Below are 24,467 nucleotides of genomic sequence, written 5' to 3' on the forward strand. Positions count from 1 at the left end.
GACTTCTGTGACCGGCCGGTCAACGTCTGCCCGGCACCATCGGCACGTGTACTGCGGCTCCGCTCACCTCGGGTTGTGCCGCCTGGCCCCCTATGGATGAGGAATATCTCCCTATGCCCGAAAACCAGAACGAAACCACCGCTGTTGTCGAGGACGCCGCCGAGGCTCCCGTAACCGCTCCCGCCGCGGAAGCCCCTGCTGCCGAGGCTCCCGCTGCTGAGGCGCCTGCCACGGCCGCCCCCGCTGCGGATGAAGACGAAAACACCGTCAAGTTCGCCGATCTTGGCATCGATGGCCGCGTCCTGGCCGCCCTGCAGGACGTCGGGTACGAAAAGCCGTCCCCCATCCAGGCAGCCACCATCCCGCTGCTGCTTGAAGGCCGCGACGTGGTGGGCCTGGCCCAGACCGGCACCGGTAAGACTGCAGCATTCGCAGTACCGGCGCTGTCCCGCCTTGCCGAACTCCACGACCTCAACGGCCCCTCCCGGAAGACCCAGGCCCTGGTCCTGGCTCCCACCCGCGAGCTGGCGCTGCAGGTTGCCGAAGCGTTCACCTCCTACGCCAAGCACATTGATGACTTCACCGTGCTGCCGGTCTACGGCGGGTCCGCCTACGGCCCCCAGCTCGCCGGCCTCCGCCGCGGCGCCCAGGTGGTTGTGGGTACCCCCGGCCGCGTGATCGACCACATCTCCAAGGGTTCCCTGGACCTGTCCGAACTCCAGTACCTGGTGCTGGACGAGGCTGACGAGATGCTGCGGATGGGCTTCGCCGAAGACGTGGAGCAGATCTTCCAGCAGACCCCGGAGGACCGCCAGGTGGCGCTGTTCTCGGCCACCATGCCGGGCCAGATCCGCCGGATGTCCAAGCAGTACCTCAACAATCCGGCCGAGGTCCAGGTCAAGTCCAAGACCACCACCGGAGCCAACACCCGGCAGCGCTACCTCCAGATCATGGGCCCGCAGAAGCTGGACGCTCTCACCCGCATCCTTGAGGTGGAAGACTTCGACGGCGTCATCGCCTTCGTGCGGACCAAGATGGCCACCGAGGACCTGGCTGACAAGCTGAAGTCCCGCGGCTTCCAGGCTGCCGCCATCAACGGCGACATCCCGCAGCAGCAGCGCGAACGCACCGTCGACGCGCTGAAGGAAGGCCGGATCGACATCCTGGTGGCCACCGACGTTGCCGCCCGTGGCCTTGACGTCGAGCGGATCAGCCACGTGATCAACTACGACATCCCGCATGACACCGAGTCCTACGTGCACCGCATCGGCCGCACGGGCCGTGCCGGCCGTTCCGGCGAAGCGATCCTGTTCATGACGCCTCGGGAGAAGTACCTGCTGCGTTCCATCGAAAAGGCCACCCGCCAGCCGGTGGAACAGATGCACCTGCCCACGGCCGAGACCGTGAACACGCTGCGCCTGGGCAAGTTCGCCGAGCGCATCACCGAGACCCTCGCCTCCGAGGATGTCGCGGCGTTCCGCGACCTCATCGCCTCCTACGAGGAAGAGCACAACGTCCCGGCGGCAGAGATCGCTGCGGCCCTTGCCGTGATGGCGCAGGGCGGCCAGCCGCTGCTGGTCAAGGAACTGCCTGCCGCTCCCGAATTCCAGAAGCGGGAACGCTCCAAGGACGGCTTTGGCTCCCGCGGGCCCACCCGTGCCCTGACCGAGGGCAATGCCACCTACCGGATCGCCGTGGGACGCCGCCAGCGCGTCATGCCCGGCTCCATCGTGGGCGCCATTGCCAACGAAGGCGGCATCTCGTCCGCGCAGATCGGCGGGATCGACATCCGCTCGGACCACTCCCTGGTGGAGCTGCCCGCAGACCTGAGCGCCGAGCAGCTGCGCGCCCTGTCCCGTACCCGGATCGGCGGCGAGCTGATCCACCTCGAGCTGGACAACGGCCGCAGGCCTTCCGGTGACCGGGGCGCCTACCAGGGCAATCGCGGCGGCGACCGGGGAGGCAACTTCAAGGGCAACGGCGGATTCAAGAAGGAATTCCGGAAGAACGACGGCGAGCGGTCCTCCGCTGAGCGCGGCGGACGTTCCTACAGCGAGCGGTCGGAGCGGTCCTTCAGTGACCGGGGCCAGGCCGGCGACTCGCGCTTCGGTGGCCACGGCGACGGCTCCCGCAAGCCCCGCCACGGCGGCGACAGCGGACACCGCGACTTCAACCGCAAGGGCAAGTGGTAAACGCCCGGCGTTGAGGAATTGACGACGACGATGGGCCGGCTTTCGAGCCGGCCCATCGGCGTTTAAGCGCGCGGGTGTGGGACTCGCCACATTCGTGCCCCGGCGCGATGGTCCGTGGCCCCGGAAAGGTCCCTGGCGCCGTCGTCCTCCTTGCTGTCCATTCCCTCTACAACCCCGGAATTCCGCGGAAAAACAAGCTTTCGCGGACCCTAACAGAGCCCGTCCAACCGTCCGGGACGGGCTCCGGGCGCCGATTTGTTGGTGCGTAAATCTTCCGGTAGAGTATTTACTCGTTGCCCCCCTAGCTCAGTGGTAGAGCGCGTTCTTGGTAAGAACGAGGTCACCGGATCGATTCCGGTGGGGGGCTCTGGATGAGGGCCTGCGTCAAGGCGGTTTTGACCGGCTTGACGCAGGTTTTTCTCATTCGTGGCGGTGTAGCTCAGTTGGTTAGAGCGCACGACTCATAATCGTGAGGTCGGGAGATCGAGCCTCCCCACCGCTACAGGCTAAGCCCCCGGAATCCGCAAGGATTCCGGGGGCTTTCCTGTTCCCCGGATCGGCAGTAGCTTTGCAGCAACTGGCGGATGGGGGATTCGGTGGATGTTGTTGCGGCGGTCATGGAGCCTTTCCGGTGGCTGGTGTCCGTCATCATGGTGGCTTTCCACGACGGGCTGGGTTCGGCGGGAATGCCACCGGCAGCCGGCTCCACCTGGACCTTGGCCATTGTGGGCCTGGTCCTGGTGATCCGGGCCGCCCTTATTCCGGTGTTCCTGGCGCAGGTCCGGGCCCAGCGCAGGATGGGCCGCCTGCAGCCGGACCTGAAGGTACTGCAGGACAGGTACAAGGGCAGGACAGACCAGGCTTCACGGCAGGCCCTGGCCCAGGAGCAGATGGCCCTGTACCGGAAGCACGGCACCAATCCCTTCTCCGCGTGCCTGCCACTGCTGATCCAGGCGCCGTTTTTCCTGGCCCTGTTCCAGGTCCTGTCAGGGGTCTCCAACGCCTCGCAACAGGGGGCCGGCATCGGCGCGATGGGTCCGGCACAGGTGGCCCAGTTCGACTCGTCCAGCATTTTCGGGGCACCCCTGTCCGCGTCCCTGTTTCACGGCGGGGGTGACCCGGCCGCGGTGGCCGTGCTCGCCGTCGTCATGATTCTGGTGATGATCGCCTGCCAGTTCCTCACCCAGAAACTTGTGGCTGCCCGGACCATGGCCGGGCAGGATCCGGAGAGCCCGCTGGTCCGGCAACAGAAGGTCCTCCTCTACGTCCTGCCGGTGGTCTTCGGTGTTGGCGGGATCTTCTTTCCCATCGGCGTCCTGGCCTATTGGACGGTCTCCAACCTCTGGACCTTGGGGCAGCAGTACCTGGTGGCACGAAGTCCTGGGCATGGCTGAGTTCCACGGGCAGAATGGGCCCATGGCGCAGCTGATCTACTCCGGAATCATGTCCCTCGACGGCTACATCGCGGACCGGGACGGCACCTTTGCCTGGTCCGCTCCCGACGAGGAAGTCCATGCCTTCATCAACGACCTCGAACGGGACGTGGGTACGTACCTTTTCGGCCGCAGGATGTACCAGGTGATGTCGGCCTGGGAAACGTGGGACACATCGGATGAACCGGCCGTGATCCAGGACTACGCGCGGATCTGGAAGGGGGCGGACAAGGTGGTGTACTCGACCACTCTTGACGCCGCCGCGACGCCCAGAACCCGGGTGGAACGCCAGTTCAGGCCTGACGACGTGCGGCGCCTGAAGTCGGCCGGCGGCAAGGACATCACCATTGGCGGGCCCACGCTCGCCGCGCACGCCCTGAATGCCGGCCTCGTGGACGAGTGCCGGCTGTTCATCACCCCGGTGGCCGTGGGCGGCGGCCTGCGTTTCCTGCCGGACGGCCTGGAGTCCCGGCTCGAGCTCGTCGATGAGCGCCGCTTCGAAGCGGGCACGGTGTACCTGCGTTACAGATGTCTGACGTAGCAGGCAGAATGGGGGCATGACACGCATCGCCATCATTGGCGGCCACGGGAAAGTGGCCCTCCTCCTGTCCGCCCTCCTGACCGGGGAGGGCCACAGCGTCACCTCGTTCATCAGGAATCCCGACCATGCGCCGGACGTTACGGAGACCGGCGCCACGGCGGTGGTCCTGGACGTCGAGAATGCCACCACGGGGGACATCGCCGGCGCACTCCAGGGTCACGACGCCGTGGTCTGGTCCGCAGGCGCCGGCGGCGGCAACCCTGAACGGACCTACGCCGTTGACCGGGACGCTGCCATCCGCTCCATCGACGCCGCCATCCAGGCGGGCGTCAACCGGTATGTCATGGTGTCCTACTTCGGCGCCGGCAAGGACCACGGCGTCCCCGAAAGCAACAGCTTCTTCGCCTATGCCGAGGCCAAGGCCGCCGCGGACGAGTACCTGCGCGGTACCGCGCTGGAGTGGACCATCCTGGGCCCGGGTGCCTTGACTGACAAACCCGGAACCGGCCTGATCGACGTCGACCCGTCACCTGACGGGGACCGCGACACGTCCCGGTCCAACACGGCCATCGTGGCGGCGGCGGTGCTGGACCTGCCCCAGACCGCCGGCCGGACCATCGAATTCCGCGACGGCACCCTTCCGGTCTCGGCCGCCCTGGGACCGCGCGCCTAGGCGCCGGGCACGAGCCGGATGGATCAGCTCGCACTCATCATTGGCCTGCTGCTTGCCACCGTGGTGGCCGTGGGTTTGGGGGACCGGCTCCGGCTGCCGTACCCGGTCCTGATGCTGCTCCTGGCGGTGGCGTTGACGTTCATTCCAGGATTTCCGGACCTTGAGATTCCACCCGAGCTGATTCTTCCCATCTTCCTGCCGCCGCTGTTGTTCGCCACCGCCCAGCGCAGCTCCTGGGCCGTGTTCCGGGTCCGCTGGCGCACGCTGATCATGCTGGCCGTGGCCCTGGTGGTGATCAGTACCGCTGCGGTGGCCGGGGCGGCATGGCTGATGATTCCCGGCATCGGAGTTCCCGCCGCCATCGCGCTCGGCGCCATGGTGGCCCCTCCGGATCCCGTGGCGGTGGAGTCCGTGGCGGGCCGGGTGCACATGCCGCGGCGCCTGATTACCGTGCTGCAGAGCGAAGGCCTCTTCAATGACGCCGCCGCCATCGTCATTTTCCAGGCGGCCGTCGCCGCCGCTGTAGGCGGCACCAAGGTGGGGTCCGACGTCGTCCTGAAATTCCTGCTGGGCGCCGCGCTCGCCGTGGTGGTCGGCGTCGCCATGGGGTGGGTGATCGCCATGGTCACCAGGCTGGTCACGTCCATGGTTGCCCGGAGCGCGGTGACCCTGGTGGTGCCGTTCGCCGCCTACATCCTGGCGGAGGAGGTGCACGCGTCCGGTGTGATCGCCGTTGTAGTCACGGCCCTCGAAATGCAGCGCCACGCCCGCCCCCAGGACGCAGCCGAGCGCGTCACGCGGAACGCCTTCTGGGACGTGGTGGAGCTGCTGGTCACAGGGCTGGCCTTCGGCCTGGTGGGGCTGGAGATCCGGCACGTCATCCGGGATGAGGGTGCCGATATTTTCGGCATGATCGGGGTGGCGGCCGTGGTGTGCATCCTGGTCTTCGCCGTCCGGTTCCTGTGGCTGGCCGTCCTCGCCGCGGGTGCCCGGAAGCGCAAGAACGTCCTGCAGCCCACGTCGTGGAAGGAAGTCCTCATCCTGACGTGGTGCGGGATGCGCGGGCTCGCCACCCTGGCGCTGGCCCTGGCGCTGCCCTTGACCCTGGCAGACGGTGCGCCGTTCCCCGGCCGGGACTACCTGCTGGTTATTGCCTGTGCGGTGCTGCTGGCCACGCTGGTCCTTCCGGGCCTGACGCTGCCGTGGCTGATGCGCGTCCTGAAGGCCTCCGAGGACGGGACGGCCGAACGCGACGCCGTCCGGGTGCTGGCCGCGCGCGCCCAGGCCGCCGCCGTCGCGGCCCTGAAGCAGCACCACCTGATGAAGGACCTGCCGCAGGAAAAGGTGGCCCTGGTCAAGGAACGGATGCGCCGCCTGCAGGTGGAGCTGGCGGGCGGCAACCTGCCGGATGAGCCCTTGGCGGAAAAACGGAAGCGCGGGCGGGAACTGGCCGTCGCGGTCCAGACGATTGCGTTGGACGCCGCGCGGCAGGAAGTGGTGGCGGCCCGCAACGAACCGGACATGGATCCGGAGGTGGCGGACCGGGTGCTGCGCCAACTGGACCTGCGCACCATGATCATGCCGGAATAGCTACGCCTGCGCCGGCGGAACCAACTCCAGGTCGAGCGAATGCTTCTCCACATAGTCCAGGGCACAGCGCACCGCACCCACCGTCACGATCGCGTCCCCCAGCGGGGAGACGGACACCCGCGCGGGGGTGGCCGTGAAGTTGACCAGCCGTGCGGTAATGGGGCCCAGCAGCACGTCGGCGGAGTTGGCCACGCCGCCGCCGATCACCACCAGCTCCGGGTTCAGCAGGGTGGCCACGGTCCCCACCACCCGGGCCATCCTGTCCGCCAGCCGGTCCAGGATATCCCGGGCCACGGCGTCACCGTCCGCGGCGGCCGAGAAGACCTGCTCGGCCTCGACCCGGCCCGGCTGGAAAGCCCTGAGCACGGTTGGGGCGGGCCCGGCCAAGGCTTCCGCGGCCCAGGTCCGGGCCAGGTGGGCGATCCCGAAGGTGTCGCCCACCCCGTCCACCAAATCCAGGTAGGCAAGCTCCCCGGCGCTGCCGCGGTTGCCGTGCACCAGCCGGCCTCCTTCCACGATTCCGGACCCCAGCCGTTCGCTCGCCAGGATCACCACGACGTCATCGATCCCGGCGGCCGAGCCGAGCCACCGCTCGCCCAGGGCGGCCAGGTTGGCGTCGTTCTCGAGCAGCACGGTCCACCCCCGCGCCTCCTTCAAAGCCGGCCGCAGTCCCAGATCGAACAGGCCCCAGAATTCCTGCGTTGCCAGCACCTCCCCGTGCCGGTCCACCGGCGCGGCAACACCGGCGCAGACCGCCAAGACCTGGTCCGGTGCCGCTCCGGCGGAGCGCAGTGCCGCCATGGCAACGCCATCGATGAACGCAATGCGTTCCCCGGATCCCACCTCGCCGGCCTGGAACGGCCGGCTGGCGCGTCCAACGGTTGTGCCCCGAAGGTCCGAGACCACCACGGTGACCTTGGCGTATCCAATGTCCATGCCCAGCACCACGCCGGCGCGGTCGTTGAGTTCGAACCGGCGGGCAGGCCGGCCCTTCTGGTAGCCCCCGAACTCGCGCTGGTTCTCCCGCTCCAGGACCCAGCCCCGCCGGACCAGGTCCTCGCAGACGGCAATGGTGGTGGCGCGGGTCAGGCCGGTGGCTGCCATGACGTCCGTGACGGTTACTGCCGCGGCGGAGCGCATGAACTCAAGGACCGCGCCGGCACTGACCCGCCGCAGCAATTGGGGAGTCGCCGGAACCGGCTCAGGCATGCTGTTGACCTTCCTGCACAATGCACCAGATAATACTTGGGGAAGTAAATTTAGATCCAATATAAATATACCCACACCGACGAAAAGGACCGTTTCCTTGTCCACCACTGCCACGCTGGCAACCCTGTCCGACTCCGACCGCCTTGCCGATCCCAACTGGTGGCGCCAGGCCTCCGTCTACCAGATCTACCCGCGCAGCTTCGCGGACTCCAACGGCGACGGCATCGGTGACCTGAAGGGCATCACCGCCAAGGTGCCGTACCTGAAGTCGCTGGGAATCGACGCGGTCTGGCTGAGCCCGTTCTACCCCTCCGCCCTCGCTGACGGCGGTTACGACGTGGACGACTACCGCGACGTCGACCCCAAGCTCGGAACGCTGGCGGACTTCGACGAGATGGCCAAGGCCCTGCACGATGCCGGCATCAAGCTGATCGCCGACATCGTCCCCAACCACTCCTCCAACCGGCACCGGTGGTTCCAGGAGGCGCTGGCCGCACCCAAGGGATCCCCGGCCCGCGACCGCTACATCTTCCGCGACGGCAAGGGCCCCAACGGTGAGTTCCCGCCGTCGGACTGGGACTCGGTGTTCGGCGGGCCCGCCTGGGAGCGGATCACCGAACCGGACGGCACGCCCGGCCAGTGGTACATGCACATCTTCGCCAAGGAGCAGCCGGACCTGAACTGGTCCAACCGCGAGATCCGCGACGACTTCCTGAAAACCCTGCGCTTCTGGTCCGACCGCGGCGTGGACGGCTTCCGTGTCGACGTGGCGCACGCGCTGACCAAGGACCTTACCGAGCCGCTGCTGTCCAAGCTGGAACTGAGCGCGGCCAACACCGGCGTGGACGGATTCGACGACGGCTCGCACCCGTTCTGGGACCGCGACGAAGTCCACGAAATCTACGCCGAATGGCGTGAGGTGTTTAACGAGTACAACCCTCCGCGCACCGCCGTGGCCGAAGCCTGGGTGCACGCCACCCGGCGCGCCCGCTACGCCAGTCCGCAGGGACTGGGCCAGGCGTTCAACTTCGACCTCCTCCAAGCCGATTTCGACGCCGCCGAGTACCAGGAGATCATCACCCGCAACCTTGCCGAGGCCGCTGCCACCGGCGCCTCCTCCACCTGGGTGTTCTCCAACCACGACGTCGTCCGGCACGCCACCCGTTACGGCCTGCCGCAGATGGCCAAGGAGAAGGCCGGTGCCAAGGGCCAGGACGGCAAGGACTGGCTCCTCGCCGGGGGACCGCAGGACCAGCTGGACGTTGAACTCGGCGAACGCCGGGCCCGCGCCGCAACCTTGCTGATGCTCGCCGTTCCCGGCTCCGCCTACCTCTACCAGGGCGAGGAACTGGGCCTGCAGGAAGTGGCCGACATCCCCGAATCGGAACGCCAGGATCCGTCCTTCTTCCGCAACAAGGGCGTGGAAATCGGCCGCGACGGCTGCCGCGTACCCCTGCCGTGGAAGGTCGAGGGAACCTCGTTCGGCTTTGGCGATGGCGGCTCCCACCTGCCGCAGCCGGACTGGTTCAGCAAGTACGCCGTCGAGGCCCAGGACGGCACCGAGGGCTCCACCCTGGAGCTGTACCGCAAGGCCCTGAAGCTGCGCCGGGAACTGCTTACGGGTGAGGAGCTGGAGTGGATCGAGGCCGGCACAAAGGACGTGCTGCACTTCAAGCGCCCCAACGGCTGGCAGTCGGTGACCAACTTCGGGGACACGGCTGTCGACCTTCCCGCCGGTGAGGTGCTCGTCAGCAGCTCGCCCCTGGAGGACGGCAAGCTGCCGGCGAACACCACCGCGTGGCTGCGCTGATGCACGGCAGCCGTGGAACCGGGCGCCCCTGATGCAGGAACTCATCTACGGGTGCATGGGATTGGGCGGCAGCTGGTCTGACGAGCCGCATGAAGCCAAGCATGTGGACCAGGCCGCTGCCGCCGTCCAGGCGGCCATGGACGCCGGGATCACCCTGTTCGATCACGCGGACATCTACCGGAGCGGCAAGTCGGAAGCAGTCTTCGGCGAGGTGCTGGCGGCCACCCCGGGCCTGCGGGAGCGGATCCGGCTGCAGACCAAGTGCGGCATCCGGCTCAATGAACGCGGCCTGCAGACCCACTACGACCTCAGCCGGGAAAGCATCCTAGAACGGGTCAACGGAAGCCTCGGGAGGCTTAGGACGGACTTCGTGGACATCCTGCTGCTGCACCGCCCGGATCCGCTGGCGGACCCGGCGGAGGTCGCGTCCGCCGTCGGGCAGCTGATGGCCGAAGGCAAGGTCCGGCAGTTGGGCGTGTCCAACATGTCTGCCGCCCAGATCGAGGCTTTACAGGACCGGCTGGAGACGCCGGTGGTGGCCAACCAGCTGGAAATGAGCCTTCTCAAGCGGGCCTGGCTGGAAAGCCAGGTCCTGGTGAACCACCCGGAGCACCTGGATTACAGCTTCCCGCACGGGACGCTGGAGTACTGCACCCGCAACAACATCACCCTGCAGGCGTACGGGTCCCTTGCACGCGGCGCCTACACCGGGGCGGAGCTGGAAAGCCCCACCCCGGCAGAGGCCGCCACCGCCGAGCTTGTGGCGGAACTCGCGGAAGGGTACGGGGCCACCGGCGAGGCGGTCCTGTTGGGCTGGCTGATGAAGCACCCGGCCGGAATCGCGCCGGTGATCGGGACGGCCAACCCCGAACGCATCCTCGCCTGTGCGGATGCGGAGAGGGTGGCCGGTGCCATGACCCGCACCGACTGGTACCGGCTCTGGGTGACGGCACGCGGCAGCAACATCCCCTGACCGTTCCGCACCCTGTGGCGGCAGGTGCCTTGATGCGTGGCCATCAGGGCACCTGCCGCTTCCGTATCCGGTCACAACGCGTTTAGTTCGTATTGATCCTCACAAGCCGGCCGTTTTCTTCGCCGTGCCGCTTCCCGGGCGGATACTGTAGAAACCATGACGTCTACCATCGCCGCCGAAACCGTAAGGCCGGAACGCAATATCCCCGCAGAGATCGCCCGTTCGTGGCTGCTCGTCAATGCCATGAAGCCGGAGCTCTTCGACCAGTCGGCCGTGTCCCGCGCCGATTCGATCATCCTGGATATTGAAGATGCCGTGGACCCGTCGCAGAAGGACCAGGCGAGGGCCAATGTGGTGGACTGGCTGACCGCCGGCGGCCAGGCCTGGGTCCGGATCAACGACGCCACGAGCCCGTTCTGGGCCGATGACCTCGCGGGCCTGCGGGGCACCCCGGGCCTGCTGGGGGTCATGCTCGCCAAGACCGAGTCGGCTGACCAGGTGACCGAGAGCTTCCACCGCATGGACGGCAAGACCCCCGTGATCCCGCTGGTGGAGTCCGCGGTCGGCATCGAGGAAGCCAACAACATCGCCAAGGCCCAGGGCGCGTTCCGGCTGGCATTCGGTTCCGGCGATTTCCGCCGCGATACCGGCATGGCCGCCACCCCGGAGGCCATGGCCTACCCGCGCGCCAAGCTGGTCGTCGCCAGCCGCGTGGGCAACCTGCCCGGCCCCATCGACGGCCCCACCGTGGGCACCAACCACCCCATCCTGCGCGAGCAGACCGGCATCACGGTGATGATGGGGATGACCGGCAAGCTGTGCCTGGCCATCGACCAGACCCCGGTAATCAACGAGGTCATCAGCCCCACCCCGTCCGACGTCGCATGGGCCACCGACTTCATGAACGACTTCGAAGCCAACGGCCGCGTGATCCGTGACGGCTCCGACCTGCCCCGCCTGGGCCGCGCCGAGAAGATCATGAAGCTCGCAGTAGCCTTCGGGGTCCAGCCGGCCCTTTAACGCCACCCCGTTCCCGCAGGAGACCCCGTTGACCGATACCCCATACCTGGTCCACGGGGTCTTTTGGGATGGGGCACCCGCCTCCGCGGCAGCGCAGGCTTTCACAGCAGCGCACGACGCCGGCAGCCCGGTTTTGCGGCTGCAGTCACCGGACGGGGACTTCCGGGAGCTCGGCCTCCAGCCGCGGGCACGCCTGGGCTTCGAGGTGGTCCGCCCCGGCAAGTCCTGCCTGGGGCATACGGTGGTTCACTCGTCAACGCGCCGGGACCATATCCCTTGTGCCTCGGCGGCGGCCGCCGCCCGTGGAAAACAGTGCGAGCGGTGCTTCGTGCTGGACGAATCCCGTTTGATGCATGATTTCCACCGCGGCGGCCGGGTCACGCCCGGCTTACGGGACTACCTGATGCAGGAACACTGGCTGTATGTGGCCACCTTCGCAGGCGGCGCCACGAAGGTGGGAACGGCCTCCGGACCGCGAAAGTGGAACCGGCTGGCCGAACAGGGCGCCGCTGCGGCAACCTACGTCGCCAGGGCACGGGACGGAAGGGTGGTGCGCGTCCTTGAGGACCTGGTGACGGAGGAGGCGGGCCTGACCCAGCAGGTCCGGTCCGCGGCCAAGGCCGAGGCCCTGTTGTACCCCCTACCGGGTGCCGAGCTGACGGCCGTCAACGCCCGCGCCGCGGGCCAGGTGCGGGCGCTGCTGGCACGGACCGCGGTCGAGGGCTTCGATGCGGTGTCGGAGCAGTGGGTACGGCCGGTGCATGCCGGCGACCTCCATGCGGCCGGGCCCCGCCACGCGTACCCGCACCCATTGGACCGGGGGCGCCACGGCTTCGACGTCGCGTCGCTGAGCGGAGCGAATGCCCTGGCCCGGCTGGACGGCACGGACGCCGGATTCGTGGTCAACCTGTCCCAACTGGCCGCCCGGACCATCGTGCTGGGGGAGTACGCCTCAGCCGTGCCGGCACTGCAGGAAGCCCTGTTCTGACCCGCAGGGTTTGGCGGGCCGCCGGCCTCGGTAGACTTGGACGGTGCTGAACGAATTCTGGGCCACCGCGCCAACCCGCTACAAAGTCCTGGTCTTCAGCGCGATGGGACTGATTGCCGTGGGCATTGTCCTCAACCTCATCGGCAACACCGGCGGCAACCAGGGCCTGGCCATGGCTTCCCTGCCGCTGATCGGGCTGGGCCTGGTGCTGCACGTCGTCGGCATGGTGGTCCGCGGACAGTCCATCCGGAAGAACCTCCGCCGGTAGCGTTTTGGCGCACGTTTCCTGCCGCCAACGCGCGGGAGATAGGCTGGAATCCATGACTATCAATCCGGACCTGCAGGGCCGCAGCTACCCTGCCGCAGAGGTGTACGACGTTGGCCGGGAGAAAATCCGCGAGTTCGCCCGCGCCGTGAAGGCCACGCACGCTGCTCACTTCGACGTTGAGGCAGCCAAGGCGTTGGGCCACCGCGATCTCGTGGCGCCACCCACGTTCGCCATCATCATCGCCCAGCGGGCCGACGCCCAGCTCATTGAGGATCCGGACGCCGGAATCGACTTCTCCCGCGTGGTCCACGCCGACCAGCGGTTCACCCACCACCGCGCCATCGTGGCCGGAGACCGCCTCGTCGCGGAGCTGCACGTCGACGGTGTCCGGGCCATGGGCGGCGGCGCCATGATCACCACCCGCTCGGAGATCTTCGCCCTCGGCGACGGGGATTCCCGCGAGCAGGTCACCACCACCACATCGTCCATCCTGGTCCGCGGAGAGGGACAGTAACCATGCGCCCCAGCCTCACTGAACTCAGCCCCGGCCAGGACATCGGCAACCGCACCATCGAGGTGACCCGCACTGACCTGGTCAAGTATGCCGGCGCCTCCGGGGACTTTAACCCCATCCACTGGAACGAGGCTTTTGCTACCGGCGTGGAACTGCCCGGTGTCATCGCGCATGGCATGTTCACCATGGGCTCTGCCGTCCAGCTGGTCACGGACTGGGCAGGCGACCCTACCGCCGTCGTCGATTTCCAGACCCGCTTCACCAAGCCCGTCCTGGTCACCGATACCACGGGCACTACTGAACCCGGCGCCACCGTGGAGGTCAGCGGCATCATCGGAAAGCTCGACGCCGAGGCCAACACCGCACGGGTTGACCTCACCGTTGTGTCCGCCGGGCAAAAAGTGTTGATGAAGGCGCAGGCACTGGTCAAGCTGGCTTGACCCGGACCTGACACCTCAGCCCGGCCCTTTCACCGGCCTGGCTGCTTCATGCGGTTGAGAGAGGATGCCCGAAAGCATCCTCCCTCAACGTTTTTTATGGCACGTGTGGGTCAGGAAGCGGAAGCGGCGTTGTAGGCCGACTGGATGACCGAGCCCCAATACGGGCCGTACATGGTGGTGGAGTTGCTGCCGTAGCCATAGCTGTTGACCGAGTTCTGGTAACCGCCCGCGGAGGTGCCAATGAACCACGGACCGCCGGACGAACCGCCGGTCATGTTGCAGGGGATGCCTTGGGTGTTGAACTGCGGGTTGTAGGGATCGTTGGTGGCCGTGCCGGAGCAGCTCTTGAGGGTTTCCCCGTTGAAAGGCGGCGCGGCCGGGTAGCCGAATGCCTTGTAGGCGAGGCCGCGCGCGGCATTGAACCGGACACCGGAGGCGCCCACGACATCCGCGAGGTTGCGGCCGTTCAGCGGCGACATCACGGCGAAACCGGTGTCGTACTGCATATTGCCCGAGGAGCTCCACTCGGTGGGGGCGTAGAGGGCCCGGGCCGTCCACTTGCCGTACGGAGCTGACCCGTTGAGGTAGGCGGGGACGAACGTGAACCGGGTTGCGAAGGCGCCGGGACCCTCATTGATGCAGTGGCCCGCCGTGGACACCGTGCTCCGGTTCGTGGAGGCCACCGAGTTGGCCGAGCACACATAGTCTGTCCCGCCCAGGGTAAAGAATACTTTGCCGATATGCGGGACGGGGTTTTCGCTGGCGTTCGCCATCGGCTGGACCGTTGGATCCGATCCCTTGATTTTGGTTTCGCTGCCTGTGCTGGGCGATTCCCCCACGTAGGCAGAATTGCCCTTTTGCCGCTGCAATGCCTTCTTGGCGAGTGCATCGCCCGGGACGGCTGCCCGCATCCGCTCGGGCGTCCAGTAGTCGGCGGTGTCACCGGTTGTCCTGGTGCTGCTGATCCCGGGTGCTGCGTCGTTTCCGGGCGCGGAAGGTGCCGCTGTTGCGCCGCCGCCCGAGGAGAAAGCGAACACTGCGGCTGTCGATAGGCTCATGAGGCTCGTGGCCAGAGTCCTGGTGATGGTCATAGCTGTCCTATGCGGTTTGGGGAATGCGAACCCAGGTCTGTGATCCGCTGGCTCGAAAATACGCACATATGACAACTTTGTAAATATCCAACACTGAACTTGTTAGTTATTTGTTGATTCTGTTACTCCCCGCAAGGCGGGGCCGGGCCGGGGCGGCCTGGGCGTTCCCTAGTATTGTTGACGGGTGACTGCCACCATGCTTTCCCAGCTGACCACGTCCGCCGTCGGCGGCCCCGCCGGAACCTTCATAGAGGCCCGGACCGAGGGCGAGATCATCGACGCCGTCAGGACGGCGGATGCCGCCGGCGAGCAGCTCCTGATCATCAGCGGCGGCTCCAACCTCCTGGTGTCCGACGACGGGTACCCCGGTACCGTGGTGAAGATCGCCTCGGAGGGCTTCACCGTGAATGCTGAGGACTCGTGCGGCGGTGTGGCCGTGGTGGTGCAGGCAGGCCACAATTGGGACCGGTTGGTGGAGTACGCCGTTCGCCATGCGTGGTCGGGGATAGAGGCCTTGTCCGGAATCCCGGGCTCCACCGGGGCCACGCCCGTCCAAAATGTGGGAGCGTACGGTGCCGAAGTGTCCCAGACCATCGCCGCCGTCCGTACCTGGGACCGGGAACGGAACGCGGTGCAGACGTTTACCAACTCGGAGCTGGAATTCGGTTACCGGGACTCCATCCTGAAGCGGAGCACCGTTGACGGCTCCCCCCGGTACGTGGTCCTCACCGTTGAATTCCAGCTGCCGTTGGGCCGCATGAGCGCGCCCATCCGCTATGCCGAACTGGCCCGGTCCCTCGGGGTCGAGGTGGGCAAGCGAGCTTACGCCAATGACGTCCGCCGGGAAGTGCTGCGGCTGCGCGCCTCCAAGGGGATGGTGTGGGACGCCGCCGACAGGGATACCTATTCCACCGGGTCGTTCTTCACCAACCCCATCGTCCCGGCCGATGTGGCCGACACACTGCCCGAATCGGCTCCCCGCTATCCGGCGGGACAGGACGGACAGGTGAAACTCTCGGCAGCGTGGCTGATTGACCAGGCAGGGTTCGGCAAGGGATTCGGGCTGGAACCGGGAAGCGTGTCCGCGGGCCGGGCCTCCCTGTCCACCAAGCACACGCTCGCCGTCACCAACCGCGGCTCAGCCAGCGCGGCGGACATGGTGGCCGTGGCGCGGGAGGTGCGCACCGGCGTCGAACGCCGTTTCGGTATCCTGCTGCACCCCGAGCCGCTGCTTATCGGATTGGAACTCTAAGGGGATGTAACTCCGCACCACCGTGCCCCGGCCTAGGATGGGGCCATGGCTGCACGAGGTACACTGCGCGACCGCAGGATGATTGGCAGGCTGCGGCTCGCGTCGCAGCGCCTTGCGGGCGGAGGCGGCACGGTGCCGGAACTGGTCCGGTGGATGACTGCCATGCAGGCGCAGGACCTGCCCGCGGCCCTGTGGGCCGTGGGGGTGCGGCTACCGGGCGCCGGACTCACGGATGTGCGGGCCGCCATCGACACCGGCACGGTGGTGCGGTCCTGGCCGATGCGCGGAACGCTGCATCTGGTGGCCCCCGAAGACCTGCACTGGATGCTCGATCTGACCGCCGAGCGGCTCACCCGGAGCATTGCTGCCCGGCACCGCCAGCTGGACATTGCCTGGGCAGACGTTGAGAAGGCGCGGGACATCGCCCTTGACCGGATCCTGGCAGACGGCCCCATCAGCCGCCCCGAACTGTTCCGGGAATTCGACGCCGGCGGCCAGCCGACGCAGGGGCAGCGGGGCGTCCATCTCCTGGGCTCGCTCTGCCGGCACGGCTGGCTGGTGCTGGGGCCCCTGGCCGGGAACCAGCAGCTGATCGCCGCGTTCGACCAGTGGATCCCCTCCTCCCGCCGCCCGGACCGGGAGGAGGCCGTAGCGGAATTCCTGCTGCGCTACCTCCGCAGCCACGGCCCGGCCACCCTCCGGGACTTCGCCTGGTGGACGCAGCTGCCGCTGACCGAGGTGAGGTCCGCGCTCATGGAAGTCAGTGCGCAGCTGGTGGAGCTGGAATTGGAGGGGACCTCATACTGGATGTCCCCCGAGACGGCGTCCCTCCTCGATACCGGCCTGCCGGGCGCCCGCTCCGTGCACCTGCTGCCCGGGTTCGACGAGTTCGTGCTTGGCTACACAGACCGCGCGCCTGTCCTGGCCCCGGAGCACTTCGACCTGATCGTTCCGGGCGGCAACGGCATCTTCAAAAAGACACTGGTGGCCGCGGGAACGGTGGCCGGCACCTGGACGGTCCAGGGCACAGGCCGGAGCGCCGTCGTCGTTCCCGAAATGTTCGACGCAACCGCAACGTTTGGCCCTGCCGCCCAAAAAACGCTTGCGAAGGCCGCGCGGGAGTATTTGGAGTTCCTGGACCGCTAGGTTGTCGGAAGCGGCTTCGCAGCTGCCGGCGGCGTCCACCGCCGGGCGGCACGCTGCCCTGCAAAGGCACTCGCAGCGATCGTGACCAAGGCCCCCAGCAGCACTGCGGCGCCCTCACCGGGCAGCAGGACCCCCGTCCGGGTTCCGATGCTGGCCGCAGCCACCGGGATGCCAAGCTGGGCAGCGGACAGGACGCCGAGGATGGCCGGCACGCCGAGCAGGCGGAGGACCACATGAATGAGCAGGGAGCCGCCACCGAGGCACAGTCCCAGCAGGATCATGCCAGGGTGCGCCGACAAGTCCCTCAGGTTCAGCGAGGCGCCCAGGCACACAAAGAAGACGGGGCCCAGGAACCCGTCGCTGACCGCGAACAACTGGTGGGCAAGGCGCCGGGGCTCACCCACCGCCGCCACCACCAGGCCGAAGGCGAAGCCGGCCAGCATGATGGATACGTTATTGAGCACGGCGAGTCCGGCAAGGGCGAAGAGGATTGCCAGTTGGATCCGGAGTTCCAAGGCGAACCTCCGGTTTTCCGAAAGTTTATGCAGCCTGGCGCGGGCGCCGGACTGCTCGGCGCGTCGCAGCAGCAGGAACAGGACCACCGAGCAAAGCGCGACGGCGAGGGAGCCCACCGCGGCCCGGCCTGCGTTCGCAGGGTCCAGGGCAAGGGGGAGTGCCACGATGCAGGCGACATCCGCGATGGCCACCTGTGCCGTCATGGCCAGCACGGGAGGGCCGCCGAGGCCCAGTGAGTCAACAATCGGCAGCACCATGGCTGCTGAGGAGGAAGCGAGCAGGACCGCATAGAGCGGGGCATGGCCGGTACCGAAGGCCGCCGCCACGGCAACTCCGGTGGCGGCAGCCAAGACCGCAGCAACCCCCGCCTGCACCGCACCGTGGCCGAGGGCTGAACGGATCCGGGCGTCCCTCACGGGAACATGGGTACCGACGACGAACATCAGCAGCGCAAAGCCGACGTCGGACAGGAGCCGCAGTGTGGGGTCGGAGGCATCGACCAGGTTCAGCCCGCTCCGGCCAATGGCGACGCCGGCGAACAGCTCGCCCGCCACCACTGGAACCCGCCATCTGGCAGGCAGCGCCAGCAACGGGCCGGCCATGGCAACCACGGTGATCAGGGCGAGGACCAGGAATGCCATGATCTGCCTCCGCGGCGGCCGGGTCGGCTGTTACAGGTTGCCGGTGGCGATGTTGAGCATGCGGCGCAGCGGCTCGGCGGCCCCCCAGAGCAGCTGGTCACCCACGGTGAAGGCGCTGATGTACTGCGGGCCCATTTCCATCTTGCGGATGCGGCCCACCGGGATGTCCAGGGTGCCCGAGGCGGCAACGGGGGTCAGCTCCGCCATGGAGGCTTCCTTGGTGTTGGGAACCACCTTGGCCCACTGGTTGTCTTCGTCCAGCAGCTTCTCGATCTCGGCCACGGACAGGTCTTCGCGGAGCTTGAGGGTCAGTGCCTGGGAGTGGGAGCGCATGGCGCCGATACGGACGCAGAGTCCGTCCATGATCACCCGGTTTTCTTCGGAGGTGCCCAGGATCTTGTTGGTTTCAACCCCGGCCTTCCACTCTTCCTTGGACTGCCCGTTGCCCAGGTCCGCATCGATCCAGGGGATCAGGGAGCCTGCCAGCGGGACGCCGAACTGGGTGGCGTCGATGTCCGTGCGCTGATGGGCGAGGACCTTGCGGTCGATGTCCAGGATGGCCGACGCGGGGTCGTCCAGCTCCGTGCTCACCTCGGCGTTGAGCGTGCCGAACTGGCTGAGCAGCTCGCGCATGTGCCGGGCTCCGCCGCCGGAGGCAGCCTGGTAGGTCATGGAGGTGCCCCACTCCACCAGTCCGTTCTTGAACAGGCCGCCCAGGCCCATGAGCATGCAGGACACGGTGCAGTTGCCGCCAATGAAGTCCTTGGTGCCGTTGACCAGGCCCTTTTCGATGACGTCGCGGTTGATGGGGTCCAGGACGATGATGGAGTCGTCGCTCATGCGCAGGGTGGAAGCGGCATCGATCCAGAGGCCGTCCCAGCCGCGGCTGCGCAGCTCGCCGTGGACCTGCTTGGTGTAGTCGCCGCCCTGGGCGGTGACGATAATGGGCAGCTTGGCCAGCGTGTCGACGTCGAACGCGTTCTCGAGCTTGCCGGCGCCGTCAGCGAAGGACGGCGCGGCACCTCCCGCGTTGGAGGTGGAGAAGAACACCGGGTTGATGTTGGCGAAGTCGCCCTCGTCCTGCATGCGCTGCATGAGGACGGAGCCGACCATGCCGCGCCATCCGACCAGGCCGACGGAAGGGGTAGCTGCTGTAGTCATTCGACCAGTTTAGACTTCGGAACCAGCCGGGCGCAGTCGGTTACGTCACGCCCGGTCAGGCCCTGCCAGCTGTGCAGTTCACCCGTCACGGTGCGGGGGATACTCCGCATCTCGTTTGCTCCACCGGGCACCTGCTGCCGGGCGCGCGGTTCATTCAACGAGCGGTCCTGCTCCAGGTTCCGGAGCATGCCGCTCCTTCCGCAGTTTCTTGGCCCGATACTCGTCCCTCGCCATGCGGACGGTATACCAGGCTCCAAAAATGCCGAATGCAGTGAGGACCAGGGCGCCCCAAAACGGCTGGCCGCCGTCAGCCAGGGGCCTGAGCAGTATTACCAGGGAAAGGAGGGCCAAGAGCACCAGGACGCCTGTCAGGATGCCCATACCCCACCAGGTTTGGACCTGTACCTGGCCACGGCCTGGGGAAAACCCTATTTCGTCGGCGGGGTAACTGTGCAGTTCGCCGGTGCTGGTGGTTCGCAGCACCCGTTTTTCACCCCGTGCAAGCGCGGCCTTATGTTCGGCGTGGAAGGCATCGTTGCGCCGCCCACGGTCACTGTCGAAGGTCACTGCTGCATCACGTCCGTCGTCGTGCTGAACTGCTGCGCGCTGATCCTCGTTTGCCCGAAGTCGTCGCCCCCCAAAGTTACTGCCACCAGGATTCCCCCCAATATTCGTTCAACAGCCTCCCGGAAAGCTGCGTGCACCAGCCTGGCCGTCCCAAGGCAACCTCCAAGTTGGCCGGACCTAACCCCGGTCCGAGTGCTCCAACACAGCAGCTTTCCGGGCGCGCAGCGCGAAGAACGCCCCGAAGGTGAACACCTGGGTGACCACCACCAGCACGATGGCCCCGGCGATCTTGTTTCCGCCCAGGATCATGGTCAGCCCCACGATGGCGGACAGCAGTGCCAGCAGGGGCAGCAGCATGTAGCCCAGGACGAACAGGGTTTCCGGTTTCTTCAGCATGTTCCTAGCCCTCGGTCCGTGACCATTTGGTGAATCGGTAGCGTGTGCCGTTGGCGGCCGTCAGCCAGCCGTCCGGCGGGACGGAGGAAGTGGCCTCCCAACTGGGGCCAAGCTCCGGGGCGAACGTGTCGCCGTCGGCCTTCACGTCGATGGTGGTGACCACCGCGACGTTGGCGAGCTCAGTGGACTGGCGGAAAACCTCGCCGCCGCCCAGGATCCAGACGGTCTCGCCGCCGTCGACAAACTGCGACTCAAGGAGCGCGTCATCAAGGGAAGGAACCACGACGGCGCCCTCCGCCTCAGGCGTGCCGGCCCAGCTTTTCTGCCGGGTGATGACGATGTTCGTGCGCCCCGGCAGCGGACGGTACTTGTCCGGGAAGGACAGCCAGGTTTTGCGGCCCATGATGACCGGGTGCCCGGTGGTCAGCCGGTTGAAGTGCTTGAGGTCCTCCGGCAGATGCCAGGGCATGTCTCCTTCCATCCCGATGACCCCATCAGAGGTCTGGGCCCAGACCAGGCCCACGCCGGTTATGGAGGAAGCCAGTTCCTCCGTGAAGGACTGCGGATCGGTGAAGTTTTCGGTGCTCATACCGCGATCGGCGCCTTGATGGTGGGGTGGTGCTGGTAGCCCACCACGTCGAAGTCCTCCAGTGTGTAGTCGAAGATCGACGCGGGCTTGCGGGTGATCTTGAGCTGTGGATACTCGTAAGGCTCGCGTTCAAGCTGCTTGAGGACCTGGTCCATGTGGTTTTCGTAGATGTGGACGTCCCCGCCGGTCCAGACAAACTCGCCGGGTTCGAGCCCCACCTGCTGGGCGATCATGCAGGTGAGCAATGCGTAGGAGGCGATGTTGAACGGGACGCCCAGGAACATGTCAGCGGAGCGCTGGTAGAGCTGGCAGGAGAGCTTGCCGTTCGCCACGTAGAACTGGAAGAACGCGTGGCAGGGCGGGAGCGCCATGTCGTTGAGCTCGGAGACGTTCCAGGCGGACACGAGGTGCCGGCGGGAGTCAGGGTTCGATTTCAGGTTCTCGATGAGTTCGGCGATCTGGTCGATGTGGCCGCCGTCGGGGGTGGGCCAGGAACGCCACTGCACGCCGTAGACCGGGCCCAGGTCGCCGTCTTCGTCGGCCCATTCATTCCAGATGGTGACGCCTTGGTCCGTCATCCACTTGATGTTGGTCTCGCCGCGCAGGAACCACAGAAGTTCCACCGCCACGGACTTGAAGTGGACCCGCTTGGTGGTGATCAGCGGGAAGCTCTTGGAGAGGTCAAAGCGCATCTGGCGGCCGAAAACGCTGGTGGTTCCGGTGCCGGTGCGGTCCGATTTATGGGTGCCGGTGGCCAGGACATCGCGCAGGAGGTCTTCATAAGGCGTAGGGATGCTCACGCCCCAAGTCTACTGGGTGGTCCCAACGAAAGGCTGGCTTCGGGTCCCCGGGCAAGGGCGGAGACCGGGGCCACTGCGATCACTACGGCGGCGGCGGTCAACAAGGCGCCGAGGCCGGACGCCCCCTGCCACACCGCGTCCCATGGGCCCTGGGCGGAAGCTGCGTGCGGCCCAAGGTTGGGCCCCGCGCTCATCAGGAGCACCCCCGCTTGGGCAGCGAAGAAGGCTGTCAGTGTGCGCGCCACACGGTGTACCGTGATGGCCCGGAGGGCGGCGTCGAGTCCCGGGACCTCGGGGGCAACACTGCGGCGCCGCCTCGCAAGCACGACGGGGACGGCGGCGAGGAGCGCGGTGCCTGCGCCGGTCCACACTGTCACCTCCCACGTCTGCCGCACCGCGAGTTCCGCCTGCCGGCCTGCGACACAGGCGACCACCACCGCCATGACGGCTGCCGCCGCCACAAGAGCCACCATCAAGGCCGGATGCACGGGCTGCCGGGGCCAATGCCTGGGCAGGCCGGCCGAGCCATAATTGCGGTGCATCACCAAGTCCCCGAGTGAAACAACGGCCAGTATCGCAGCCGCCGAAACTGCCGCCACCGGGGCGGCGTGCCCCGTCACCGCCCACGGGACGAAAATGGCCACCGGCACGGGAACGAACGCCGCGAGCCCCATGGCCGGTCCCACTGACACAGCCAGCATCGTTTCGGGCCGGGCAGTGACCTGGGCGGACTTGAGGGGTGGCCGCTGGCCCTGGAGGGCGGGCGGGCGCCAGAAGAGCATCACCGCCAGGACCACCAGGTTCAGCGCACCGGCAGGATTGGTCCAACTGCTGGCTCCGGTGGCCGGATCGGGGCGCGCTGCGTGGTTTCCGGCGATCGCCCCCAGCCCGGACGCCACAGTTGCCACGGTCCGGAGGAGGCGGTTGCCGGCGATCGTCCGCAGGAGGTCGTCTTCCCTTGGGGTCAGCCCGGGGACTGGTGGCCGGCGGGCGGCCAGGGCCAGGACGAACAACGTTCCCGCCGCCAGGACGATGAGTGCGCCGCCCAGGTACGGTGCCAGCTCCTGGCCGGGGATGCGCCCCTCCCCGCCGAAGGTGGTGAAACCCCCATGGCCGTCGGGCCGTGACTCGTAGGCGCGGGAAGGGAAACCCGGGAGCGTGGACATCCATGCGATGTGCGCGGCGGCTCCCGCGAAGATGGCCGCCACCGTCCACCCAAGGCGGCGCGGAACGATGTCACGGATCCGCCGCCGGGATCCGCTTGGCGTGTCCGGCTTGGACTGCCGCCGTGGATAGCTCAGTTGCCCAAGGACATGCGCAGCCACGCAACCAAGGACAGGCCAAGCAAGGGCGGGAAGGATGGGCGCCGGGATTGCCGCTGAGTGGGGGAGGGGAATGATTCCCGCGTTCGCGGCGGGCACCAGGGAACTGGCAAGCCAGCCGATCAGCCCTGCCAGAAATGCGTGGCGCGACGCCGACGCCCTTGGGCTGCCCTCCCTCGCGCCCCGGATGACCAGCCAGAGGAGCCAATACACTCCACCGGCCAGAAGAAGCGGCCACAGCAGGGCCAGCGGTGGAACGTCGTCGAGAACAGCGATGGTGGCAGCGTGCACGTTATTCCCCCAGAACAGTGCGTGGTCCCTCCAGTCAAGACGGGCGGGAGCCGTCGGTCAAGCCGGTGTCCGGTTAGTCGTCGAACGGCTTGAACTGTTCCACAGCCACGATCCGCTTCTTCCCGCCATGGGTTACATGGCACACCACCAGCTCGCCGGGGGAGAGGAAGGGCTCGTCCGCGGGCAACAATTTCGCCAGGTGCGAAGGCATGTGGCCGGCAAGCTGTTTGAGGACTGTCGGCAGGGCCGGCCGGTGGGTGCAGGCAACCACTGGCCGCTGCTTGTCAAAAAGGGATTCGATGACGGCGGCCGTTTTGCGCGGGCTTCGCTGGTGCCTGTGCTCGGTAAGGCCTTCGGCGAGCTTCACCTTCGCCCCGGTGGCCCGTGCGTACGGAGCAACGGTGGCAACGCAGCGCAGCCACGGGCTGGTGACCACCCGCATCGGCTTCCATGCCTGCAGGAGCCTGCCCACGGCCTGCGCCTGCCGTGTCCCGGTGGCAGCCAGCGGCCGCTCGCCCTCGGCCTTGCTCCACGACGAACGGGGTTTGGCCTTGGCATGGCGGAGCACCACCAGGGGCCACGTGTCCAGGGTGCCGCGCCCATGCGCGGCCTGCAGGTACTCCAAAGGAACGACGTCGGACGGGTTGGACAGCAGCCGGGCCGCCTTGTCGGGGCCGCACCACATCACGCTGTCCACCTCCTTGCCGTCCGGAACAAGGCCATTGCCGTTGACCTTGACCGCCCAGTAGTGGACCTTCTTGAGGCCGGAGGCGACGTGGTAGTGGATGGGCGGCAGGGGAATTCCCAAGGGCGCGTCGAGGCCGATCTCCTCGCGCACCTCCCGAACAGCGCATTCCGGAACCGTCTCGCCGTCGTCAATCTTTCCCTTGGGCCATGACCAGTCGTCATAGCGCGGCCGGTGGATCAACAGGACTTCCAGCCGGTCTTTGTTGACCCGCCACGGGATGGCACCCGCAGCCGTCACGGCTACGGGTTCCCCCGGGTGGTCAGTCTGGTCGGCTACGAGTGCATCGCTCGACAATG

Annotated in this window: 24 protein-coding genes and 2 tRNA genes; 16 read left to right on the forward strand and 10 right to left on the reverse strand. The window is 67.3% G+C overall.

Translation table 11 applies throughout. The features are described from left to right. Nucleotides 1-113 precede the first annotated feature (113 nt). From QRM95_RS16390 to QRM95_RS16420, 7 genes are all read left to right on the forward strand, one after another. A complete protein-coding gene (locus tag QRM95_RS16390) occupies nucleotides 114-2,192 on the forward strand; it encodes a DEAD/DEAH box helicase (protein ID WP_285248593.1) in 2,079 nt (692 codons plus the stop codon). Nucleotides 2,193-2,487: 295 nt separating this feature from the next. Continuing rightward, a tRNA-Thr gene (locus QRM95_RS16395) sits at nucleotides 2,488-2,559 on the forward strand. A gap of 61 nt (nucleotides 2,560-2,620) precedes the next feature. Then, nucleotides 2,621-2,694: transfer RNA gene (locus QRM95_RS16400), tRNA-Met, on the forward strand. 82 nt (nucleotides 2,695-2,776) lie between these two features. After that, nucleotides 2,777-3,586 carry a membrane protein insertase YidC gene (gene yidC, locus QRM95_RS16405; RefSeq protein WP_285248594.1) on the forward strand — a complete coding sequence of 270 codons (810 nt, stop codon included), beginning with the start codon at nucleotides 2,777-2,779 and terminating at the stop codon, nucleotides 3,584-3,586. A 22-nt stretch (nucleotides 3,587-3,608) separates the two neighbouring features. After that, nucleotides 3,609-4,166, forward strand: coding sequence for a dihydrofolate reductase family protein (locus QRM95_RS16410; protein ID WP_285248595.1), 558 nt, complete (start codon nucleotides 3,609-3,611; stop codon nucleotides 4,164-4,166). Between the two features lie 16 nt (nucleotides 4,167-4,182). Continuing rightward, nucleotides 4,183-4,839 (forward strand): SDR family oxidoreductase, encoded by a 657-nt coding sequence (locus QRM95_RS16415; protein WP_285248596.1) that lies wholly within the window; start codon nucleotides 4,183-4,185, stop codon nucleotides 4,837-4,839. An 18-nt stretch (nucleotides 4,840-4,857) separates the two neighbouring features. Further along, on the forward strand, nucleotides 4,858-6,429 hold the full coding sequence (locus QRM95_RS16420; RefSeq protein WP_285248597.1) for a Na+/H+ antiporter: 1,572 nt from the start codon (nucleotides 4,858-4,860) through the stop codon (nucleotides 6,427-6,429). Here the strand turns inward: QRM95_RS16420 and QRM95_RS16425 are convergent, their stop codons facing one another. Further along, on the reverse strand, nucleotides 6,430-7,638 hold the full coding sequence (locus QRM95_RS16425; protein WP_285248598.1) for an ROK family transcriptional regulator: 1,209 nt from the start codon (nucleotides 7,636-7,638) through the stop codon (nucleotides 6,430-6,432). 97 nt (nucleotides 7,639-7,735) lie between these two features. On the opposite strand from QRM95_RS16425, the gene QRM95_RS16430 reads away from it, so the two are divergent. The 7 genes from QRM95_RS16430 (at nucleotide 7,736) to QRM95_RS16460 (ending at nucleotide 13,651) form a co-directional block, all read left to right on the forward strand. Next, complete coding sequence (locus QRM95_RS16430) at nucleotides 7,736-9,448, forward strand: glycoside hydrolase family 13 protein (protein WP_285248599.1); 1,713 nt, start codon at nucleotides 7,736-7,738, stop codon at nucleotides 9,446-9,448. A gap of 31 nt (nucleotides 9,449-9,479) precedes the next feature. Continuing rightward, entirely contained in the window at nucleotides 9,480-10,421 is a 942-nt protein-coding gene (locus tag QRM95_RS16435; RefSeq protein WP_285248600.1) for an aldo/keto reductase, read from the forward strand. 156 nt (nucleotides 10,422-10,577) lie between these two features. Next, nucleotides 10,578-11,441 carry an HpcH/HpaI aldolase/citrate lyase family protein gene (locus QRM95_RS16440; protein ID WP_018760509.1) on the forward strand — a complete coding sequence of 288 codons (864 nt, stop codon included), beginning with the start codon at nucleotides 10,578-10,580 and terminating at the stop codon, nucleotides 11,439-11,441. 28 nt (nucleotides 11,442-11,469) lie between these two features. Continuing rightward, complete coding sequence (locus tag QRM95_RS16445; RefSeq protein WP_285248601.1) at nucleotides 11,470-12,429, forward strand: DUF2797 domain-containing protein; 960 nt, start codon at nucleotides 11,470-11,472, stop codon at nucleotides 12,427-12,429. A gap of 43 nt (nucleotides 12,430-12,472) precedes the next feature. Further along, on the forward strand, nucleotides 12,473-12,697 hold the full coding sequence (locus tag QRM95_RS16450) for a DUF3188 domain-containing protein (protein WP_018760507.1): 225 nt from the start codon (nucleotides 12,473-12,475) through the stop codon (nucleotides 12,695-12,697). Nucleotides 12,698-12,749: 52 nt separating this feature from the next. Continuing rightward, complete coding sequence (locus QRM95_RS16455; protein ID WP_285248602.1) at nucleotides 12,750-13,211, forward strand: FAS1-like dehydratase domain-containing protein; 462 nt, start codon at nucleotides 12,750-12,752, stop codon at nucleotides 13,209-13,211. A gap of 2 nt (nucleotides 13,212-13,213) precedes the next feature. Further along, nucleotides 13,214-13,651 (forward strand): MaoC family dehydratase, encoded by a 438-nt coding sequence (locus QRM95_RS16460; RefSeq protein ID WP_285248603.1) that lies wholly within the window; start codon nucleotides 13,214-13,216, stop codon nucleotides 13,649-13,651. 110 nt (nucleotides 13,652-13,761) lie between these two features. On the opposite strand, the gene QRM95_RS16465 is transcribed toward QRM95_RS16460, so the two are convergent. Next, nucleotides 13,762-14,742, reverse strand: coding sequence for a trypsin-like serine peptidase (locus QRM95_RS16465; protein WP_285248604.1), 981 nt, complete (start codon nucleotides 14,740-14,742; stop codon nucleotides 13,762-13,764). Nucleotides 14,743-14,926: 184 nt separating this feature from the next. Here QRM95_RS16465 and QRM95_RS16470 point away from each other — a divergent pair, with 184 nt between their 5' ends. Together QRM95_RS16470 and QRM95_RS16475 are read left to right on the forward strand one after the other, a co-directional pair. Then, complete coding sequence (locus QRM95_RS16470) at nucleotides 14,927-15,994, forward strand: UDP-N-acetylmuramate dehydrogenase (protein ID WP_285248605.1); 1,068 nt, start codon at nucleotides 14,927-14,929, stop codon at nucleotides 15,992-15,994. 45 nt (nucleotides 15,995-16,039) lie between these two features. Beyond that, nucleotides 16,040-17,140, forward strand: a complete 1,101-nt coding sequence (locus tag QRM95_RS16475) for a winged helix DNA-binding domain-containing protein (RefSeq protein WP_285248606.1) — start codon at nucleotides 16,040-16,042, stop codon at nucleotides 17,138-17,140. Here the strand turns inward: QRM95_RS16475 and QRM95_RS16480 are convergent. The 8 genes from QRM95_RS16480 to QRM95_RS16515 all read right to left on the reverse strand — a co-directional run bounded on the left by QRM95_RS16480 (nucleotide 17,137) and on the right by QRM95_RS16515 (nucleotide 24,465). Further along, on the reverse strand, nucleotides 17,137-18,297 hold the full coding sequence (locus QRM95_RS16480) for a cation:proton antiporter (RefSeq protein ID WP_285248607.1): 1,161 nt from the start codon (nucleotides 18,295-18,297) through the stop codon (nucleotides 17,137-17,139). The genes QRM95_RS16475 and QRM95_RS16480 overlap by 4 nt on opposite strands. Nucleotides 18,298-18,327: 30 nt before the next feature. Continuing rightward, the gene (gene asd / locus QRM95_RS16485; protein ID WP_285248608.1) at nucleotides 18,328-19,458 is read right to left on the reverse strand and encodes an aspartate-semialdehyde dehydrogenase; all 1,131 of its coding nucleotides are present in this window, start codon (nucleotides 19,456-19,458) and stop codon (nucleotides 18,328-18,330) included. A gap of 150 nt (nucleotides 19,459-19,608) precedes the next feature. Continuing rightward, the gene (locus tag QRM95_RS16490) at nucleotides 19,609-19,839 is read right to left on the reverse strand and encodes a hypothetical protein (RefSeq protein ID WP_285248609.1); all 231 of its coding nucleotides are present in this window, start codon (nucleotides 19,837-19,839) and stop codon (nucleotides 19,609-19,611) included. A gap of 363 nt (nucleotides 19,840-20,202) precedes the next feature. Then, nucleotides 20,203-20,421, reverse strand: coding sequence for an NF038396 family protein (locus tag QRM95_RS16495; RefSeq protein WP_285248610.1), 219 nt, complete (start codon nucleotides 20,419-20,421; stop codon nucleotides 20,203-20,205). A gap of 4 nt (nucleotides 20,422-20,425) precedes the next feature. Continuing rightward, complete coding sequence (locus QRM95_RS16500; protein WP_285248611.1) at nucleotides 20,426-21,010, reverse strand: dihydrofolate reductase; 585 nt, start codon at nucleotides 21,008-21,010, stop codon at nucleotides 20,426-20,428. Continuing rightward, the gene (locus tag QRM95_RS16505; protein ID WP_285248612.1) at nucleotides 21,007-21,810 is read right to left on the reverse strand and encodes a thymidylate synthase; all 804 of its coding nucleotides are present in this window, start codon (nucleotides 21,808-21,810) and stop codon (nucleotides 21,007-21,009) included. Before QRM95_RS16505 ends, QRM95_RS16500 begins: the two co-directional genes overlap by 4 nt. Next, the gene (locus QRM95_RS16510; RefSeq protein ID WP_285248613.1) at nucleotides 21,807-23,423 is read right to left on the reverse strand and encodes a hypothetical protein; all 1,617 of its coding nucleotides are present in this window, start codon (nucleotides 23,421-23,423) and stop codon (nucleotides 21,807-21,809) included. Before QRM95_RS16510 ends, QRM95_RS16505 begins: the two co-directional genes overlap by 4 nt. 73 nt (nucleotides 23,424-23,496) lie before the next feature. Further along, the gene (locus QRM95_RS16515) at nucleotides 23,497-24,465 is read right to left on the reverse strand and encodes an NUDIX hydrolase (RefSeq protein WP_285248614.1); all 969 of its coding nucleotides are present in this window, start codon (nucleotides 24,463-24,465) and stop codon (nucleotides 23,497-23,499) included. Nucleotides 24,466-24,467: the final 2 nt, after the last annotated feature.

The sequence above is a fragment of the Pseudarthrobacter sp. efr-133-R2A-89 genome (genome assembly GCF_030209315.1).
Lineage (GTDB): Bacteria > Actinomycetota > Actinomycetes > Actinomycetales > Micrococcaceae > Arthrobacter.

Excerpts from the sequence above, each read along its gene's own strand:
- QRM95_RS16390 (WP_285248593.1), top strand. The coding sequence starts at position 114 with ATGCCCGAAAACCAGAACGAAACCACCGCTGTTGTCGAGGACGCCGCC.
- yidC (WP_285248594.1), top strand. The coding sequence starts at position 2,777 with ATGGGGGATTCGGTGGATGTTGTTGCGGCGGTCATGGAGCCTTTCCGG.
- QRM95_RS16410 (WP_285248595.1), top strand. The coding sequence starts at position 3,609 with ATGGCGCAGCTGATCTACTCCGGAATCATGTCCCTCGACGGCTACATC.
- QRM95_RS16415 (WP_285248596.1), top strand. The coding sequence starts at position 4,183 with ATGACACGCATCGCCATCATTGGCGGCCACGGGAAAGTGGCCCTCCTC.
- QRM95_RS16420 (WP_285248597.1), top strand. The coding sequence starts at position 4,858 with ATGGATCAGCTCGCACTCATCATTGGCCTGCTGCTTGCCACCGTGGTG.
- QRM95_RS16425 (WP_285248598.1), bottom strand. The coding sequence starts at position 7,638 with ATGCCTGAGCCGGTTCCGGCGACTCCCCAATTGCTGCGGCGGGTCAGT.
- QRM95_RS16435 (WP_285248600.1), top strand. The coding sequence starts at position 9,480 with ATGCAGGAACTCATCTACGGGTGCATGGGATTGGGCGGCAGCTGGTCT.
- QRM95_RS16440 (WP_018760509.1), top strand. The coding sequence starts at position 10,578 with ATGACGTCTACCATCGCCGCCGAAACCGTAAGGCCGGAACGCAATATC.
- QRM95_RS16455 (WP_285248602.1), top strand. The coding sequence starts at position 12,750 with ATGACTATCAATCCGGACCTGCAGGGCCGCAGCTACCCTGCCGCAGAG.
- QRM95_RS16460 (WP_285248603.1), top strand. The coding sequence starts at position 13,214 with ATGCGCCCCAGCCTCACTGAACTCAGCCCCGGCCAGGACATCGGCAAC.
- QRM95_RS16465 (WP_285248604.1), bottom strand. The coding sequence starts at position 14,742 with ATGACCATCACCAGGACTCTGGCCACGAGCCTCATGAGCCTATCGACA.
- QRM95_RS16475 (WP_285248606.1), top strand. The coding sequence starts at position 16,040 with ATGGCTGCACGAGGTACACTGCGCGACCGCAGGATGATTGGCAGGCTG.
- QRM95_RS16480 (WP_285248607.1), bottom strand. The coding sequence starts at position 18,297 with ATGGCATTCCTGGTCCTCGCCCTGATCACCGTGGTTGCCATGGCCGGC.
- asd (WP_285248608.1), bottom strand. The coding sequence starts at position 19,458 with ATGACTACAGCAGCTACCCCTTCCGTCGGCCTGGTCGGATGGCGCGGC.
- QRM95_RS16490 (WP_285248609.1), bottom strand. The coding sequence starts at position 19,839 with ATGGGCATCCTGACAGGCGTCCTGGTGCTCTTGGCCCTCCTTTCCCTG.
- QRM95_RS16495 (WP_285248610.1), bottom strand. The coding sequence starts at position 20,421 with ATGCTGAAGAAACCGGAAACCCTGTTCGTCCTGGGCTACATGCTGCTG.
- QRM95_RS16500 (WP_285248611.1), bottom strand. The coding sequence starts at position 21,010 with ATGAGCACCGAAAACTTCACCGATCCGCAGTCCTTCACGGAGGAACTG.